Below are 16,958 nucleotides of genomic sequence, written 5' to 3'. Positions count from 1 at the left end.
CCAACTATGAAATCACCGATAAATCGCTCACTCTTATATCAAGTTTAATTTGATTTTTTGCCTTTCTTTAAGCCTTTCGCAATTTGCTTCGATTTGCGTTGCTCATTTAGTCTTGCTTGAGCATTTGTTTTGCGTTCGATAAAAGCAAGCTCTCTTTGCAATTTAAAGTAACTTTGGAGACGCGATTGTTCAAGCTCGCCAACAGTAATTGCTTGCTGTACAGCACAATGTGGCTCCTTCTGATGTGTGCAATCTCTATAACGACAGGCTGCAGAAAGTTCTTCAATATCCCGAAAACTAGAGGATAAGCTGTCACTTTGATCCCATAACTGTAGCTCCCGCATTCCAGGTGTATCAATTAAACAACCGCCACCTGACAATAGAACTAACTCACGATGTGTTGTTGTATGGCGCCCCTTCGCATCATCTTCACGAATATCCGAAACTTTCATAAGCTCCTCACCACTAAGAGCATTTGTCAAAGTGGATTTCCCTGCGCCAGAAGAACCAAGCAATGCTCCCGTCACACCTTCCGTAAATAGCGCACGAATATCTTCTAAGCCCTCGCCTGACAAAGCACTAGTCACAAAAACATCCACACCAAACGCTACAGACTCAACCTCACGTATTTTACTAGAAACATCTTCACAGAGATCGGCCTTCGTCAATACAACGACCGGCTTCGCACCTGAATCCCACGCAGCTACTAAATAACGTTCTAAACGACGAATATTAAAATCAGCATTTAAGCTCATAACTAGAAGTACGATATCAACGTTCGACGCTACAATCTGCTCTTGTATTTCCAGCCCCGCGGCCTTGCGGGAAAAAACTGATTTTCGTGTAAACAATTTATGAATAATCGCCTTTTCCTCACCCGGCATTTTCTCCACTAGCACCCAATCCCCTACCGCAGGGAAATCTTCACGTGCTAATGATGTATACGCGTAATGTCCAGCAATCGTGGCCAGCCACTCTCCTTCTTCTGCCAGCACACGATAGGAATGCTTATGCTCTAAAGTAACCCTAGCCGGCACACAATTCGTCAGCTTAGCCTCCTGTTTAAATCCAGTCATTTGCTCTTCAAAATATGTTGAAAATCCTAAAGTTGTTAAATTCAATTTGTTTTCCTCCTAAATGTGAATATCCTTTGTAATCAATTGATAATAAACAAAAAAACCTTGTCTCTGCGCAATTCGGCAGTTACAAGGTTCACAGGCACATTTAAGAGAATATACAAATCACCACAATTGTGAATTAAATACACTACGTGGTCAATTTATATATTTTAGGCGTGTGAAACTGAACAAACCGAATTGCAGTTCGTTAAAAACGGATCTATTCATCATGTCACATCACCTACTTCCAATTTAGTTGTTCTCAATGTAGCAAAATATTCTTAAATTGTCAATTAAATTCTAACAAGCATGTATCCCCTCCCCTCTTGCATACAATAAACCAGTCCACTATTTATGAAGGAGATGTTGAATTGTCAAAAATCATTTCTATCAGTACATACCAACCACCGTACACATTACAACAGACAAATGCCGAGGAGCTAACAAAGGAACTTTTCCATGCAAAAATCCCTAAATTAGAACGCTACTTAAAAGTTTTTGAGAATGGTGGTATTGCAACACGCCATTTTTGTGTACCGCCTGAATGGCATCGTACTGATCATTCCTTTGAAGAACGCAACGATTTATATATTGAACTAGCTACACAATATAGCGTTGATGTCATTCAAGCCTGTTTACAAAATGAAGCGTTTTTACATTCACCGATTTCTCCTAAAGATATCGATGCCATTATTTTTGTGAGTAGCACTGGTATTTCCACACCGAGTATTGATGCACGGGTTATGAATCAACTTCCTTTTTCAGACAGGCTTAAGCGTATTCCACTTTGGGGACTTGGCTGCGCTGGTGGTGCGGCCGGTGTTAGTAGAGCCTATGATTTTTGTCGTGCCCATCCAGAAGCAAAAGTTCTTGTCGTTTGTGTTGAGCTTTGTAGTCTAACCTTTCAGCCAAATGATTTTTCAAAAAGCAATTTAATCGGTGCCTCTCTTTTTGCAGATGGAGCCGCATGTATACTCGTCTGTGGAGATGAAGTGAATATCGCAGTAAAAAAACCAATACCTGCTATTATAGGGACTGGCTCTAAATGGATGCCCGATTCAGAAAATGTTATGGGCTGGAATATTAAAAACAATGGACTCCATGTCGTTTTTCAGAAAAGTATTCCTGCCATAATCACCAATTGGCTCGGCCCATTCATTGAGCAATTTTTATTGGAACACGAACTATACAGTGAACAGCTTAACCATTTCATTGCACATCCTGGCGGTAAAAAAGTGTTAAAAGCTTATGAAGACACTCTGTATCTAGCTTCCAAAAAAACCGATATTTCTCGGGAAATATTGAAATTTCATGGAAATATGTCATCTCCTACGGTGCTATATGTATTGGAGCAATTTATGTTACACGAAGGACAAGTAGAGGATACTGGTTTACTAGTCGCTCTCGGCCCTGGCTTCTGTGCTGAAGCTGTATTACTTAAATGGAGGGAGTAGCATGATTATTTACATTATTTTGATCCTCGTCATTCTACAAAGATTGACAGAAGTTTTCATTGCAAAACGCAATGAAAGATGGATGCTTTCACAAGGGGCATATGAAGTTGGTTCTTCTCATTATCCATATATGGTTTCTTTGCACACCGGTTTCTTCCTATTTTTAATTATTGAAGTAGTTACTAATCATAAAAGTTTATCGCCTCTATTTCCGTTATTATTCTTATTATTTATTGCCGTTCAAATATTACGCATTTGGTGTATCCGTTCATTAGGGTCTTTTTGGAACACAAAAATACTCATATTGCCGGATGCAAAAGTTGTACGGAAAGGTCCTTACACATTTATGCGTCATCCAAATTACGCTGTAGTTTGCTTAGAAATTATTCTACTGCCATTAATGTTTCAAGCATATTTCACAGCATTTTGCTTTACACTCTTAAATGTAACAATGCTGTCTGTGCGCATTCCAATTGAGGAAAAAGCTTTGCGAGATGCTACAAATTATAATCATGTATTTCAAAAGAAGATTTCGGAATCCTAATTTATTAAAAGTCAATAACTAATTCATTTAAGTTGTTATCTTAGTTAATTTATTAGAATGTTGCACATTTTAATGACTCTTTTAAGACGACATCCATCTATATGATGTCGTCCTGTTCATTCCTATACTTGCAGTTTTATAGAAAAGATTGATTAAAATCATCTCCCCTCTAGAGATTCCTTAGTTGAGAGATGGTTTTTTTATTGTATATTTATGTTAATATCACTATGGATATTGTGAAGAAATGTACTTAAACTAACGGAGCAGCTTAGTTGAATAAGTAAAAAATTACATATATGAAATAAAGCAATACATTGTTAAGATTTGATAGGTTAAATATTCTAAGGAAAAATCTTTAGAACGAAGGGAAGTATCTTAATGTGTGGATGGGGAGAGATTCTTTCAGGTTTTATCCTTATAGATAAAGCTCAAATAATTAGTGATACCTAATTAAGCAGTTATACCGTTTTCCCTGGTTTAACGTTCCAAGATGTTTCTGAATGACTATTATATTATGATCTGTAGAGAACCCTGTAGCTCATCGGAGAATTTGCGATAAGCTACAGGGTTCCTTTATTTTACGAGAAATTCTTTAATATATTTAATTACTCTGTAATCAGTATCGCCGCTGGGGTGTTAAGCGAGCCAGCTGTAGAAGTATAGACTGGATGTGTAACACTAGTTCCTTTAGGTACAGTAAATGTAGCAATCCGAACACCTTGGGTATTGGAAGACAGTGTAGGAATACCTTGAGTTGTACCGTTGTTCCAACGTACAGCACCGCCGTATGGACCTCCACGACCTGTCAAATATACCTTTAATGTCTTATCGGCTTGAGTTGGGTTTTTGAAAGTGATATTCGCCTTGTAAATAACACCATAATGCCCCTTATTAGTTGCTACAGCATCACCAGGCGAATAGCTAGTGTCTTTAGTCATTAAGTTGTCATTATCGCCATTATTTATGGAGAAACTTTTATTGCCGTCTCCGACAGTATATAGAGCAGCAGAGCCACCTGAAGTACCAAAGCCGTCGATATTGGAAAAGTTCCAAGAACCACGCGGATGAGTCCCAACTGGTGACACAACTGCATTTTGATTACTACGAAGATCGGCAGTAGTACTTTTAGCAGCTACTGTTCTGACTTTATAAGACATTGCAGAACTAGACGATAAAGTAAACTCAATAATTCCACCTACCAAATAACCATTTGGTACTTTCCATTCTTTAACTAATCCAACTTTCCCCGCTACAATGGAACTATCAACCGGAGAACTAGGAGTTAATGTATTCCCGAGTAAAGCTTTTGCGGCACATTTCCCATGAGCTACAAAGCCGGTAATAGTATCGATACAGTCTTTAACACCAGAGACTTTATAAGTACTGCCACTTGAACCATTACCAATGGTAACACCGAACTTGATAGTCGCACCCGTGTTATTTAGATGCCAAACAAACATCCGATAAGTTACACTCAATAATCCAGGTGCAGTATCTGCCCAAAGCGTTGCATAACCATTAGTAAATGGAACAGAGCTACTAATAGTCTCTGGATTATCAGACAAGAAAAAACGTTGATTATTACTTGCTTTACCGTATAACTTTAAAGATGGTACAACATTTGGGATTGTCACAGCAGTTAAATCAGATTGAGAACATGAAGCCATTATTATTTCCTCCTAAAAGTTATTTGAGATGTGAGACTAGTGGATGTCGTTGATTAAGGTTATCCACGAACCATGTTATCAACGATTTTTCGCTCTCATATAATTAAAGTGTTTAAGAGGGGAAAAAAAACAACCTTCATTTTATTTTTTTTGAACTAACGACGCAGTTTAGTTGAAGAGTGTTGTTTAACTTGTTGTTCAACAATCGGGCCATATTATTGAATAACAGCCTTTTATGAAATGTTACCAAACGACGCTTTGGAGGTTTTATATATACTATAGACTGGAATTCATAAAGTATTTCGGAAGGTGGTGTTGTTAATTGGAAAACAAAGAAATAATACTTAATATCTTAAATGAAATCAAAAATGGAAATATACCTGTTCATACAGATTATAATTTAAATTTAGACATGTGGGCAGATCTTATTGAGTATATGCATGATAGAACATATATTGCTGATGTTACTATTTATTGGTTTGGGGATGATGATACATATTACGATGAAAGAGTTCACTCTGTTGACCTATCTAAAGCCAGACTTACAACTTTTGGAGAAAAATTTTTAACTGAAGAAATGAATTTTCACCTTGTGCCATTACTTGTCCTAAATGTTACAGACCAGCCAAAATCTTCTTTTATTCCACGTTAATCGCCTCATAACATAAAAAAAAAATGGCTGTTTCACCTTACTTTTGAAACAGCCTTCCATAATACTTTATATAGTTTCATCAGCATTTATTTCCATAGTTAGCTCGTTTAATTTGTGTTCCAAGTCATCAAGCAAACGTAATTTATAATTCAACTGCTTTTCAAAATCCATTGATTGAGCCAATACCTTATTTACTTGAGCATCCAAATGTGCAAGGAACTCTGGATTCATCATTGTTTTTCGATCTAAAGAAAAGCTATGTTTTTTTACATCCGCTAATTCTTCCGATAATTTTTCTATTTCAGTACTTTTCCCCTCTATTTCTAAGACTAAATGCTTATTAAGAATGTCTAAATCGGCTTGTTCTAATTGAGATTTTTCAACGGCTTCAATCATAATCTTCATTTGTTGGCTTATATCCTTTGTAAAAACATTCAACTTATTTTCAAGGCCTTCCAGAATTGACCTATCATTAGCATCTGAATTCATAGAAAGCAATTCTTCTTTAGTGAATTTTAAAGATTCCTTTATTAATTTATTTTCCGCACGCAGTTCTTCTAATTCTTTTAATAAACTCTCTATCGCCGAAAGTTGTTTTTTCTTCTGGATTTCTCTTGCTTGTATATCGTCGTAGTAAGTTTTTATCTTTCTTTCATGGTCTCTCTTCTGCTTTAAAAGCTCCATCGAAAGCTCCTTTTTCTGATCTGTTAATTGAACATTTTCTCGCTCTAATCTCAGTACTAGTGAATAATAATCACTATCTCTGAGCCTTTTAACTTCATTTTTATATTTCGCTAATTCGGCTCTTAAAAAAATGATCATTTGCTGCAGCTGAACAGGATCATTGTTTTTAACAATATCATTATCCACACTTGCACCACCTATCACGACATTTTTCTAAGTAAACTAATCACTTCTTCAAATTGCTCCTTACTATCCTCTAACATCTCATCAAGCTGCTTAATAATCTTAATTTCTATTCCCTCATCACTAATTTCTTCAGCTTTGCTCTTTTCTCCTGACATTAAATAAGCAAGAAGTAGATTCAAAGTTCCTTTCTCGAGATAAGCAAAGCTGTTATTTTTCGTATTACTATAGTTAGATAGATTCGTAAGCTGTTCCTTTATTAGTTGATGGACAACACTATCTATTTTTTGATTTATATTTTCAGACTCACTCATTTTCATCCTCCTGTGTATGACTAATTCCATTGAGATTAATAGGATTTAAGACAACGACACCATCTTTTAGCTGATCACAATATGTAAAACCCATGATACTTCCTGAATAAGAAAAATTATGACCCCATTTGATTTGAAAGTTAGGGAATGATAGTGTTTCGTTTGGCTCCAGCGTTGTTTTTCCTATAGGTCTAAGCCAGAATTCCTCCTTGCTTGATTGATCATTGATTCGCTCCCAGCTACTGTTTCCTTTTAAATTTGGTGCGAAATGTTCATAGACATACCTTCCTGAGAATGAGAATGGAGATTCTTCAGGCAGTTTTATACATAGATACGGATTTGTTATAGGCTGATTACCTATATTGCGAATATGATAAGAGCCCAAGCATAAGCTCTCCTCATCAGGATTATAAGAAATATTGAACGAGGATGTGAAATAACTTATGATGTTGACACTATCCGGAATAAAAAGCTTCTCAACCGTTTTTTTAATTTCATGAACATAAAAATCCGTTTGTTTTTTTAGTTCATTTATTTTTTCTTCTACACGATCGATGCGAGTAAGCATAATCAGTACCCCTTTGCTAATAATATTGAATTAACCAAAGCAAATTCAAACTTCTTTTTATGGCTGTTACGTCCTTCCATAAAAAAAAAGAGAGGATTATCCTCTCTTTACAATATGATTTTCTTCTATGTGTTAGTACCATTAACCGACAGACGGGAATACAGCAGGGCATTGCGCTGGGCGAACTACACCCGGACATGCGAACGGTAATTCTGCTCTTGGCTCGCAGAAAGTTGCTAAGAATTCCACAGTAACTGGGAATGTAGATTGAATACTTTGGCAAACAGATACAGTAATAGTTAATGCAGAAAACGTAATTGTACCTGCTCCAGCTGTTAATGTTCCAGTTGTACACACGAAACAATCTAAATCTGTGAATAAAATTTCTACATCTGTCCCTTGCGGCGCACATAATGTAACTTGTTCGCAACGAGAAAGTGGAATAGTATTGCTTGTGAACATAGTGCCGTTCGGTAAACAAACAACTATCGTAAGAATAAAATTCTTTTGAATAGTTAAATTTTGAAGACATACAGTTGCACCATCAATTGTGAATTGGCGATTCTCACGGTTCAAGATCACAATAGGATTAGTTGTTGATGGAACTACCTTACATGTAACTACCGCACCTGTTAAATCAGTCGTTGGCGTTACTCCTGGAAAAGTAATTGGTCCAGTAGGGGAAAAATCAAAAGACATTTCCTTTACAATCCAGTCAAATACCTTATCGACGTTGATACAAATTAGTTCTTGCGCCTGGGATGGCATATTCTCTAGCATCCTTTTGACACCTCCATAAATTTTTTATCTTTCGTTTGTATCATATGTTTTCTAGCTATAAGTGTATGGGCTAATGAATAATTTGTTTTGATTTTTAATCAATGATGCCTCGGCATAGTTGCCGCTGTCGCGCAGGCAAACAATGCGTCCGGAATCGGCTTTGCACTTAGCCTGCAGATGTTTTCTGTGCGAAAGCGTAGCAGTAGAGGGCCGACACGATGTAGGTCATTTCAGTAATGCCACAGGCCGTGGCGTCTTAGACTGCGTTTCTCTATTTCAGTGGGTGTTTGGATACCCACCGAAAAGTAGCTTAAATACGCATTCATCTCTCCACCTATAGAAGCGTGAGACTTCTGTACCTGTCGCTACGCTTCGGTACAAAAGGCATTTGCTAAAAGAAGTTAAAATTCTTCAGTAACAGTATGTATCATTTTTACTTACATCTCCTCTTCTAATGAAGGAACTAAAATATTCAAAAGGATTGGTATATTTGTAACAGAAAGTAACTATTTTTAATAAAATATTAATGGACAGAAAGGGGTGAAATGCAATGGAAGATTCAAAATTGTACTCCACTCAAGAAATTGAAAAATTGAAGCAAAGGATAGAAGCCTACAAGGATACGTTAACTTCATTAAGAATGGGAACTTCAATTGAAGATTCCCTATTTATGAAAATGGATTTTGATGAGATTAAAACACAAATGGCATTTTTAGAAGAGCTTACTGAAACAATGGGTGATAAGCAAGAAAATTCACAAATCCGAGGCTATGAGGAGCAGGTAAAGTTTCTATCGGCACAAATTGAGTCTCTGAATCAAACGATTGAGGGCAGGAACCGAGAAATACTAATGGTTTTAAACAAATTACTCACGATTGAAAATACTGAAGCTTTAACCACTATACCTAAAACGGAAAACACATCTAAATTTATTGCTAACGGTGTACAAAGGGACCCAATCATTACACAGACAACAAATCAATCGGGGATTACATCAAAACAGCCATCTTATAAAATGTTACAAAGTCTGGCAGGTAAAGCTACAAATGCGCAATTAGATGGTAACAATAGCATACCTTCTACTCGCAACGGGAATCAAAGAGATGTACCCGAGGAACGCCATTTTAATCAACAATACTTTCAATCAATAAATACTCATCCAAGCCAAATATATAATGGCTTATATAGAAATACCACAACCGAATCCACCTTCCATTTTAAACACGCTACAAGCACGCAGGAAATTCCAGTTAATATGAATGAATCTGCCTTACCATCCGACAATGCCTCAACTCCTGACAATTACAGAAAAAAAAATACTGCTGTCACTGTAGATGAAATGAACTCAGAAATAACAAATAAGCCTGGCAATCATAATGCAGTTGAAACTGTTAATGAGCCTGACATCCTTGAAGTAGCTGAAACTATTAATAAGCCTGTCATTCTGGAAGTAGCTGAATCTGTTAATGAGCCTGTCATTCTGGAAGTAGCTGAATCTGTTAATGAGCCTGTCATTCTAGAAGTGGCGGAAACTGTTAATGAGCCTGTCATTCTAGAAGTGGCGGAAACTGTTAATGAGCCTGTCATTCTGGAAGCAGTTAAAGTGGTTAACGAGCAAGAGGACACAAATAAATCCCCTAGTTTAAAAAGTAATGAATGTGAATTTTTCGAACCTTCATCAGGGGTAGAAACCCAAGCACAAATTGAAGAAGTAAACAAGCAACCCGAGCTAAAAGAAGAATCACCTGAAGAAAGCCAGAAAAAAAATAAGGGTTCTTTGTTTTTCAATTTCTTTCGAAAATGGAGTTAGTTTAAAGTTGTGGTGTACAGTCTATGGAGATTTTACGATAAATCCGTCCAATACGTATGAAAATACATATTGGACTTTTTTCTGTTCAACTAACATTTTAGTAGAATGTCAAATTAATTAACGAATACTTGCCATCGACAAAAATCACCTCTAAAGAAGCCCCAATATTTCCGCATATAAAAATTGCAATAGAGTTAATTGCCCTAACCCTATAATCTTAGCTGAATAGAATAATGAAGAAAGGGGGTGTAAAAATGTGTATGAATTGTATGAATTCAACGTGCGGCGGCTGCGCAAATAAAAATGAGTGTACTGCACTCGGTCCTTTTGAAGCTATAGAAGCTGCATGTATTACTACTCCACCAGCAACAGGCTCGATCATCCCATTCGCATCAGGAACAGTTCCTGTTATTTTAACATCAGTTCTTGGTGGCGCGATCGGTACAGTAAGTATGGTAGGATTCGGTACGTCTATTCCAGGGGTAACTCTTACTGGTACAAATATAGACTTAACAGCTGCTACAGGAACAGAAGCCTTTTCAGTTCCACGTGCTGGTACTATTACATCTATTTCTGCATCATTGTCTGCAACAGTTGCTGTAACCCTTACAGGAACAGCAACAGTCAGAGCACAAATTTACCGCGCGGTTGCGGGAAGTAATGTTTTCAGCCCTACAGATGCATTTGTTGATTTAGCACCAGCTCTCTCAACAATAGCAGTAGGTACTATTACATTTGGTACTAGAAACGTTACACCAGTGCCAGTAGCTGCTGGTGATCGATTACTAATGGTGTTCTCCATTACTTCCTCAGGGATTGTTGCTACTGTTACTGGTAACGCAAGTGCAGGAATTAATATTGTATAAAAATTTATGTTCGTAAGTTAGATTAAAGCTACCATACAGTATCATTATCCGTGTAACATACGATAATTACTTGAAAACAATTTCAAAAGTAGGCGATTTTCTTCAAGATCAGGAAATCGCCTATTTTTCGCTCTAAAAATATAGTTGTTATTTCGCCAAAGCAATCTGTATATGTGCTAGATGATGCTTTCCATGCCAAGCATATAGTGCTACAGCTTTTTCAAGCGTCATTAATCCTGAATCAGGATGATGAAATGCTCGTTGTAATTGCTCTACTGTTAAGCTTGTCAGCAAATAAACCCAGCGTGCATGTAAGCCCTCAATCATTTTATAAGATGTCGAAACAGGCATTTCCGAATCCGGAAGCTGTGCCCATTCCACTTCGTTATAAGGTTTAATTGTCGGAGTATCCTCTGTTAAAGCTAGCTTAAAACGGATGTAGCTATTCATATGACTATCTGCAATATGGTGGACAAGCTGCGTAACAGTCCAACCATTTTCTCGATAGGATTTTGTTAAGGCTTGTTCACTTGCTCCGCTAAGTGCCTCTGCTAGTTGTGTCGGTAATAGACGAATATCCTCTATCCAATCCTTTACTTGCTGCACTGTCACTACTTCCGGAAATTGAAATTGTCCAATTGGATATCGTAAATCGGTCATTTAACTATCCTCCATTTCTATTTTCTTACTTTTCATATTACCAATTTTATATTTTTCACGCTATTCACCTTAATTTTTTTAAGTAAAACCCTCATTTTGTAAGAATTTCTGCTTACAAAACGAGGGTCACATTATGTGGAATATTAACTTTTTATTCAGTAATATCATAAATTAACGTATCAAAGTAGCTCCCATTCGTATACAGTAAAATTGCCCATTCTCCAGGCTTCGGGATTGTCACATTCGAAGGTGCATGAGCATCTGCACCATTAGCAGGTCCTCCAAGCCCTATAGTCCAACCATCTACTAAAATAGGATGCACTGTTTTAGAATCTTTATGATACCCGACAATTGTTAACTTGGTATCTTGACCTTCTTCAATTCCCCAAATATGCCACATCCATTTTTGAGTGTTTAAACTCGGCATATCGGCACCGATAACACCCGATTTATTTGCATTACCAATAATACCTCTCTCTCCAAATTCAGCTGCCTTTTGGTACCAATCAATTGATTTAAAGTCACTTTCTTGCACAAAATCAGGTAAATCATTTGGCAGAGCAATCGCTTTCTCGCTCATTGTACAGCCTGCCAACAATAACAACACGGTTACCATAAGTACCCATCGCCTCATTACTACACTCCCTATAAGTTATGGCTATTTCCTATGAAACGAATTTTTCACACAAATCGTTACAGAGTATTCAGAAAATTTGGTACGAACTATTATTCTATAGACTTCATCACAAATTTAGCTAACGACTTTAACGGATGAGTAATCGTTAACGTTGACTCTTTTTCGAATCGCCGTGCAGCCTCAACCATTGAAAGTTGTGCAACTAAAATTTGCCGTTGCTCCTCCGCTAGATGATGAAGAGTTTGTCTAATAGCGTTATTATACGCTTCCTTTTTTCCCTGCATAATCAGTTCAAACGTATTGTCGATAACTTTTGCTACTACATCTACTGTTTTTTCATGTTGCTCAGCGTATTGCTGAAGTCTGTTCATCGTACCTTCTACGGTTTCTGGATTTGTAAAAAGAATCATTTGAGGCTGTTTTTCTTCACATACTGTTTCAAAGAACGGCTCATCTATTTTAATAATTGGAATAGAAAGTTCCAGCTGTTCTTTCTCTAACAATGCAATATAATTCGTGCACGTTATTAAAATGGCATCCATATCACAACTTTCCATCCATTTGAGTTGCTCTTTCACCTTAAAAACTAACCTGTCTGCCCCTTTCGATACTTGAAGTATAAGACCTGGATCCACAAAATGGACTAGTTCTACGTTCTCAATGTTTTGAAATGCCTGTTCTATATACTCAATATTTGAATGATGTGCATGTAAACAGCCAAGCTTTTTCCTCAAGAGCAGTCCCCCCTAATTCGTAAGCTGTTTCTCCATTGTCGCCACAGAAAGAGAGAAACCGTTACGATTTTCTTCCTTGCTCTCTTTTGTGACAATATAACCTAATGAGCGATATAACTCAATATTTCTTGGTACACTCATACGCACTTTACATTCACTAATCCTTTTTCCTTTCGTGCGCGCGAATTGTTCAAGCTCAGCAATTAATGCTGTAGCCAATCCTTGTCCTTGCTTTTCTGGAATTACAGATAATCTAAAAAAATAAATTCCTTGGGCACTAAGTGTAAATCTTACCATTGCAACTGGTTGTTCATCGATATAACCGATGAAGGCATGCTCTCCTTTCTTCATCATCGCCTGTTCAATCGATTCAATCGTTTCATTTAATGCACTTGATGGTGGTGTTGCATGTTCATACTCTTTAAAGGCTTGTAGCATAACGTTATGAATTACTGAAGCATCCTCTACTTGTGCTAAAATAATGTTCATCTGTCAACACTCCTTTCATGGTTAAAAATACATTATAATGAATTTTTAATCATAAATAAACCGCATTACCTTAAGATAATGCGGTCACCACTCTTTATTTTTTGTTCACAAAACGTATTGCTCTACTCATAACAGTTGGAACGATTGAAGCATGATTTTCCTCCAACGCTTCATAGAAGGAGATATCCATGATATTCTGCAATTTACTCGCGATTTGTTGTGCATCATCAACCATAAAGGTTTCCAGTTCTCCCACACCGATGAATAGTTTTTCATAAGCAAATGGACGCTCTTTTAAAAATGTTGACGCATAACCTACTAGTTCATGCTCATTCCACCAAATAGAAGGACTAATCGCTATATAGCGTTGGAAACTTGCTTGATGATGGAATAATTGCCAAAGTACAAAGTAACCCGCTAATGAATGTCCAAATAGTGCTTCATGTTGCATATTTACAGGGAATTGAGCCTGAATATTTGGCTTTAATTCCTCCTCTAAAAATCTACTAAAGTTCTCTGCACCTCCATGTTTCTCATGGCCCTTACCTTTAAACCTAGCAGGATAAGTATACGTTTCGGCTTGTCCTGTAAAATCATAAAATCGTCGTTCATGCATGTCTGCGCCATGCCCAATGCCAACGACAACGGCTGGTAAAACTCCTGTTTTAGGTGCATTACGACTTTGTAGGCGAACCGCTTCCTTTACAAGATGAAAATAAGACGAGCCATCTAATACGTATAAGACTGGAAAGCCTCCTTCTGGTACTTCTCCGTTCGGTACATAAATATTTACCGTATACGTATAATCCGTAAACTTCGATACAATTTGCTGCGTCATATAATCAAGTGCTTTCACGATTTTCTCCTCAATCATTTGTTGGTCTCCTTCATAACATCATATCCATAGCATACTGGTGTTTTCGTAACTGGATCTTCCATAATACGTGCATTAATATTGAAGACGTTCCGCATAACATCTGCACATAAAATTTCCTCAGGTGTTCCGGTTTTCATTACAGCCCCCTGTCGCATTGCAATTAAACGATCGGAATATCGTGCCGCGTGATTAATATCGTGCAATACCATAACGATCGTACAATGATGCTGCTCGTTTAAATTTTTCACAATTTCTAACACTTCTAACTGATGTGCCATATCTAAATATGTTGTCGGTTCGTCTAATAACAAAATACTTGTTTCTTGCGCTAAGGCCATTGCAAGCCATACACGCTGGCGTTGACCTCCAGAAAGCTGAGCAAGCTCTCGATTTCGGTACTCCATTGTATTTGTCACATTTAAGGCCCATTCAATCATTTCCTCATCCTTGTTTGTTAAGCGATTAACGTTATTTCGATGTGGATAACGACCATAAGCAATGAGCTCTTCAACCTTTAACTGACCTGGCGCAACAGGAGTCTGAGACAAGATAGCTAGCTTTTTCGCAATTTCCTTCGTCGATAAATTTTGCATGTTTTGATCCTGTAAATAAACCGTGCCCTGTTGCTTCTTTAATATACGACCAATTGTTTTTAATAGTGTAGATTTCCCACATCCATTGGGACCAATAATGGTCGTAACCTTTCCTTCTTCTATTGTTAAATTCAAGTCTTCAAACACACGAATCTGCTCATAGCCAGAAGATAAATTTTCCATTCTAAATGCAGTTTGCACACTTTTTCCTCCTATGCCTTCGATTTCACTAGTAAATATAAGAAGTACGGAATCCCAATAATCGAGACGACAATACCAACTGCCAGCTCAGACGGCGCAAATACTGTTTTTCCTATAAAATCAGCTAATATAAGCAATCCCGCGCCTATCAACGCACTTACTGGCATGACATAACGATTTTGTATACCAACAAGCTGTTTAGCAATATGTGGTGCCATTAATCCAATAAAACCGATACTACCTGATACTGATACACAGGCACTTACTAAGCCGACGCTTGCCAATAACAGCTTCATTTTCTCTTTTTCTACCGCTATTCCTAAGCTAGTAATACTATCCTCTTCTAATTGAAAATAATCGAGCAAATACGATTTCCGATAAACATAAAAGCCTAATAAAATAAGCCACGGTAACATTGTCACAACAAAGATCCAGTTTGCATTATAAATAGAGCCTGCCATCCAAACAGCGGCAGCTTCATAATCTTGAGCATTCATTTTCAATGATAAAAACAGTGACAATGCCCCAAAGCCACTATTAATCGCAATCCCCGTTAAAATTAGCCGTTGCATATCTAAATGACCATTTTTTCGGGCAAATGAGAAAATCAACATAGCTGCCATCGCACCACCGACGAATCCAAAAATCGGCATCATCAAAATCGATAACCAGCTACTATAATCAGCGGATGTGAGACGTAATTGAAAGAAAAACATAAATATGACCACCGCTGCACCAGCCCCAGCATTGATCCCTAAAATCCCAGGATCTGCTAGTCCATTACGCGTAATGCCTTGTAGCACAACACCTGCCATCCCTAGGCCAACACCTACTAATGCTGCAATAACAATACGTGGTAAACGGAATTCAAAAATGACAAGATCGAATTTTGGATTTGGTTCAATGCGCAGCAATGTTTTTAAAACATCCATCACCGACATATCAAAGACACCATTTGTCATATGGAGATAGCTGGCACCTAAAATAAATAACACGAGTATGGAAACAGTCATAACAAATACACTTGAGGTTTTTTTACGCACGTTGTTCACCTCCGTGTTTACGAACTAAGTATAGGAAGAATGGGACACCAACCAAGGCCGTTAATACGCCGATTGGAGTTTCGAATGGATAATTAACAAAGCGACTGAGTACATCACAGAGCGCTAAGAAAAACGCACCTACTACAGCTGCACAAGGAATGATAAAGCGATAATCGACTCCAACAAGGAAACGTGTAATATGAGGAATGACTAACCCTACAAAGGCTATCTTTCCTACAAGTGCAACTGCTGTACCTGTTAAACAAACTACAGCAAGCATACTAATAATTTTCACTGCTTTTGTTTTTTGTCCAAGTCCAATAGCGATATCTTCTCCTAGTGAAGTTATTGTAATAGCCTTAGCTGATAACAGTGCAAGAACTAAACCAATTAATCCAAATGGAACAGCTAACATGAGCATATCCATATCCACCATATGTACCTTTGTGTTATACCAAACACTTACCGTTTGTGATACTTGGAAATACATCGCAATGGCTGTAGCAATACTGCTTAAAAACGTACCAATGACCGTTCCAATAATGGCCAGCCTTACTGGTGATAAACCATTTCGAATTAAAGAGCCAAAACCAAAGACAATCCCTGCCCCTAATGCTGAACCAAGCATTGAAAGTAGAATCATTTGGTAATTAGGAAGCCCTGGGAAAAATACTATTGCTAACGTAATCACAAATGCTGAACCATCATTAACTCCCATTAATGATGGGGACGCTAAATAATTTCGTGTAATACCTTGCATCACTGCCCCAGCTACTGCTAAAAATGCTCCAACTAGTAACACTGCGGCAATTCTAGGGATGCGTCCTGTTCGAATAATTTGGTGATCCACATTTGAAGGGTCAAATGCAGTAATCGACTGCCACACCGTAATTGCGCTAATGTCTTTTGTGCCATACATAACAGATACTAATGCCACAACCGCAATTAGGAATGGAGAAGCTGCTACTATTGAAAATGCCACCATGTTTGTTTTTTTCAATTTCCACACCTTTTTCTATATCAATTATGCCTTTAAAAGGCTGGTAATAGCCTGGTGATGCCACCAAATCTACTACCAGCCTGT

The 16,958-nt window shown here is 37.5% G+C and carries 19 protein-coding genes; 5 read left to right on the top strand and 14 right to left on the bottom strand.

The annotated features are described in order from the left end of the window. Positions 1-44: 44 nt before the first annotated feature. Positions 45-1,121 carry a ribosome small subunit-dependent GTPase A gene (gene rsgA, locus ACIQ7T_RS10085; RefSeq protein WP_402870068.1) on the bottom strand — a complete coding sequence of 359 codons (1,077 nt, stop codon included), beginning with the start codon at positions 1,119-1,121 and terminating at the stop codon, positions 45-47. 368 nt (positions 1,122-1,489) lie between these two features. Here rsgA and ACIQ7T_RS10080 point away from each other — a divergent pair, with 368 nt between their 5' ends. Both ACIQ7T_RS10080 and ACIQ7T_RS10075 read left to right on the top strand, forming a co-directional pair. After that, a complete protein-coding gene (locus tag ACIQ7T_RS10080) occupies positions 1,490-2,572 on the top strand; it encodes a type III polyketide synthase (RefSeq protein WP_402870065.1) in 1,083 nt (360 codons plus the stop codon). Between the two features lies 1 nt (position 2,573). Then, positions 2,574-3,116, top strand: coding sequence for an isoprenylcysteine carboxyl methyltransferase family protein (locus ACIQ7T_RS10075; protein ID WP_370077111.1), 543 nt, complete (start codon positions 2,574-2,576; stop codon positions 3,114-3,116). 605 nt (positions 3,117-3,721) lie between these two features. On the opposite strand, the gene ACIQ7T_RS10070 is transcribed toward ACIQ7T_RS10075, so the two are convergent. Then, complete coding sequence (locus ACIQ7T_RS10070) at positions 3,722-4,783, bottom strand: hypothetical protein (RefSeq protein ID WP_402870062.1); 1,062 nt, start codon at positions 4,781-4,783, stop codon at positions 3,722-3,724. A 322-nt stretch (positions 4,784-5,105) separates the two neighbouring features. On the opposite strand from ACIQ7T_RS10070, the gene ACIQ7T_RS10065 reads away from it, so the two are divergent. After that, positions 5,106-5,435, top strand: a complete 330-nt coding sequence (locus tag ACIQ7T_RS10065) for a hypothetical protein (RefSeq protein ID WP_370077115.1) — start codon at positions 5,106-5,108, stop codon at positions 5,433-5,435. A gap of 66 nt (positions 5,436-5,501) precedes the next feature. On the opposite strand, the gene ACIQ7T_RS10060 is transcribed toward ACIQ7T_RS10065, so the two are convergent. The 4 genes from ACIQ7T_RS10060 to ACIQ7T_RS10045 form a co-directional block, all read right to left on the bottom strand. After that, a complete protein-coding gene (locus tag ACIQ7T_RS10060; RefSeq protein WP_402870060.1) occupies positions 5,502-6,305 on the bottom strand; it encodes a hypothetical protein in 804 nt (267 codons plus the stop codon). A 14-nt stretch (positions 6,306-6,319) separates the two neighbouring features. After that, positions 6,320-6,616: a hypothetical protein gene (locus ACIQ7T_RS10055; protein ID WP_370077118.1), complete on the bottom strand. Its 297-nt coding sequence runs from the start codon at positions 6,614-6,616 to the stop codon at positions 6,320-6,322. Continuing rightward, a complete protein-coding gene (locus ACIQ7T_RS10050; protein WP_370077120.1) occupies positions 6,609-7,184 on the bottom strand; it encodes a hypothetical protein in 576 nt (191 codons plus the stop codon). Before ACIQ7T_RS10050 ends, ACIQ7T_RS10055 begins: the two co-directional genes overlap by 8 nt. A gap of 141 nt (positions 7,185-7,325) precedes the next feature. Then, the gene (locus tag ACIQ7T_RS10045; RefSeq protein WP_370077122.1) at positions 7,326-7,964 is read right to left on the bottom strand and encodes a BMQ_0737 family morphogenetic spore coat protein; all 639 of its coding nucleotides are present in this window, start codon (positions 7,962-7,964) and stop codon (positions 7,326-7,328) included. A 550-nt stretch (positions 7,965-8,514) separates the two neighbouring features. Between ACIQ7T_RS10045 and ACIQ7T_RS10040 the strand changes: the two genes are divergently transcribed. Both ACIQ7T_RS10040 and ACIQ7T_RS10035 read left to right on the top strand, forming a co-directional pair. Then, complete coding sequence (locus ACIQ7T_RS10040) at positions 8,515-9,774, top strand: hypothetical protein (protein ID WP_370077124.1); 1,260 nt, start codon at positions 8,515-8,517, stop codon at positions 9,772-9,774. A gap of 254 nt (positions 9,775-10,028) precedes the next feature. Continuing rightward, complete coding sequence (locus ACIQ7T_RS10035) at positions 10,029-10,640, top strand: exosporium glycoprotein BclB-related protein (protein WP_370077126.1); 612 nt, start codon at positions 10,029-10,031, stop codon at positions 10,638-10,640. Positions 10,641-10,787: 147 nt separating this feature from the next. Here ACIQ7T_RS10035 and ACIQ7T_RS10030 read toward each other — a convergent pair whose 3' ends face one another. From ACIQ7T_RS10030 to ACIQ7T_RS09995, 8 genes are all read right to left on the bottom strand, one after another. Then, positions 10,788-11,300 (bottom strand): YfiT family bacillithiol transferase, encoded by a 513-nt coding sequence (locus tag ACIQ7T_RS10030; RefSeq protein WP_370077128.1) that lies wholly within the window; start codon positions 11,298-11,300, stop codon positions 10,788-10,790. A 151-nt stretch (positions 11,301-11,451) separates the two neighbouring features. Beyond that, complete coding sequence (locus ACIQ7T_RS10025) at positions 11,452-11,934, bottom strand: hypothetical protein (RefSeq protein ID WP_370077130.1); 483 nt, start codon at positions 11,932-11,934, stop codon at positions 11,452-11,454. Positions 11,935-12,026: 92 nt separating this feature from the next. Continuing rightward, positions 12,027-12,671: a hypothetical protein gene (locus ACIQ7T_RS10020; protein ID WP_370077132.1), complete on the bottom strand. Its 645-nt coding sequence runs from the start codon at positions 12,669-12,671 to the stop codon at positions 12,027-12,029. 12 nt (positions 12,672-12,683) lie between these two features. Next, positions 12,684-13,160, bottom strand: coding sequence for a GNAT family N-acetyltransferase (locus tag ACIQ7T_RS10015; protein WP_370077134.1), 477 nt, complete (start codon positions 13,158-13,160; stop codon positions 12,684-12,686). A 94-nt stretch (positions 13,161-13,254) separates the two neighbouring features. Next, positions 13,255-14,034 (bottom strand): alpha/beta hydrolase, encoded by a 780-nt coding sequence (locus tag ACIQ7T_RS10010; RefSeq protein ID WP_370077136.1) that lies wholly within the window; start codon positions 14,032-14,034, stop codon positions 13,255-13,257. Next, a complete protein-coding gene (locus ACIQ7T_RS10005; RefSeq protein WP_370077353.1) occupies positions 14,031-14,813 on the bottom strand; it encodes an ABC transporter ATP-binding protein in 783 nt (260 codons plus the stop codon). Before ACIQ7T_RS10005 ends, ACIQ7T_RS10010 begins: the two co-directional genes overlap by 4 nt. A gap of 29 nt (positions 14,814-14,842) precedes the next feature. After that, a complete protein-coding gene (locus tag ACIQ7T_RS10000) occupies positions 14,843-15,874 on the bottom strand; it encodes a FecCD family ABC transporter permease (RefSeq protein ID WP_370077138.1) in 1,032 nt (343 codons plus the stop codon). Next, positions 15,867-16,874 (bottom strand): FecCD family ABC transporter permease, encoded by a 1,008-nt coding sequence (locus ACIQ7T_RS09995; protein ID WP_370077140.1) that lies wholly within the window; start codon positions 16,872-16,874, stop codon positions 15,867-15,869. Before ACIQ7T_RS09995 ends, ACIQ7T_RS10000 begins: the two co-directional genes overlap by 8 nt. Positions 16,875-16,958 lie beyond the last annotated feature (84 nt).

Origin of the sequence: Lysinibacillus sp. NPDC096212, assembly GCF_044763105.1 — a bacterium.
Lineage (GTDB): Bacteria > Bacillota > Bacilli > Bacillales_A > Planococcaceae > Lysinibacillus.
The sequence above is the reverse complement of the archived record's forward strand: the minus strand, read 5'-3'. Positions and strand labels throughout refer to the sequence as shown.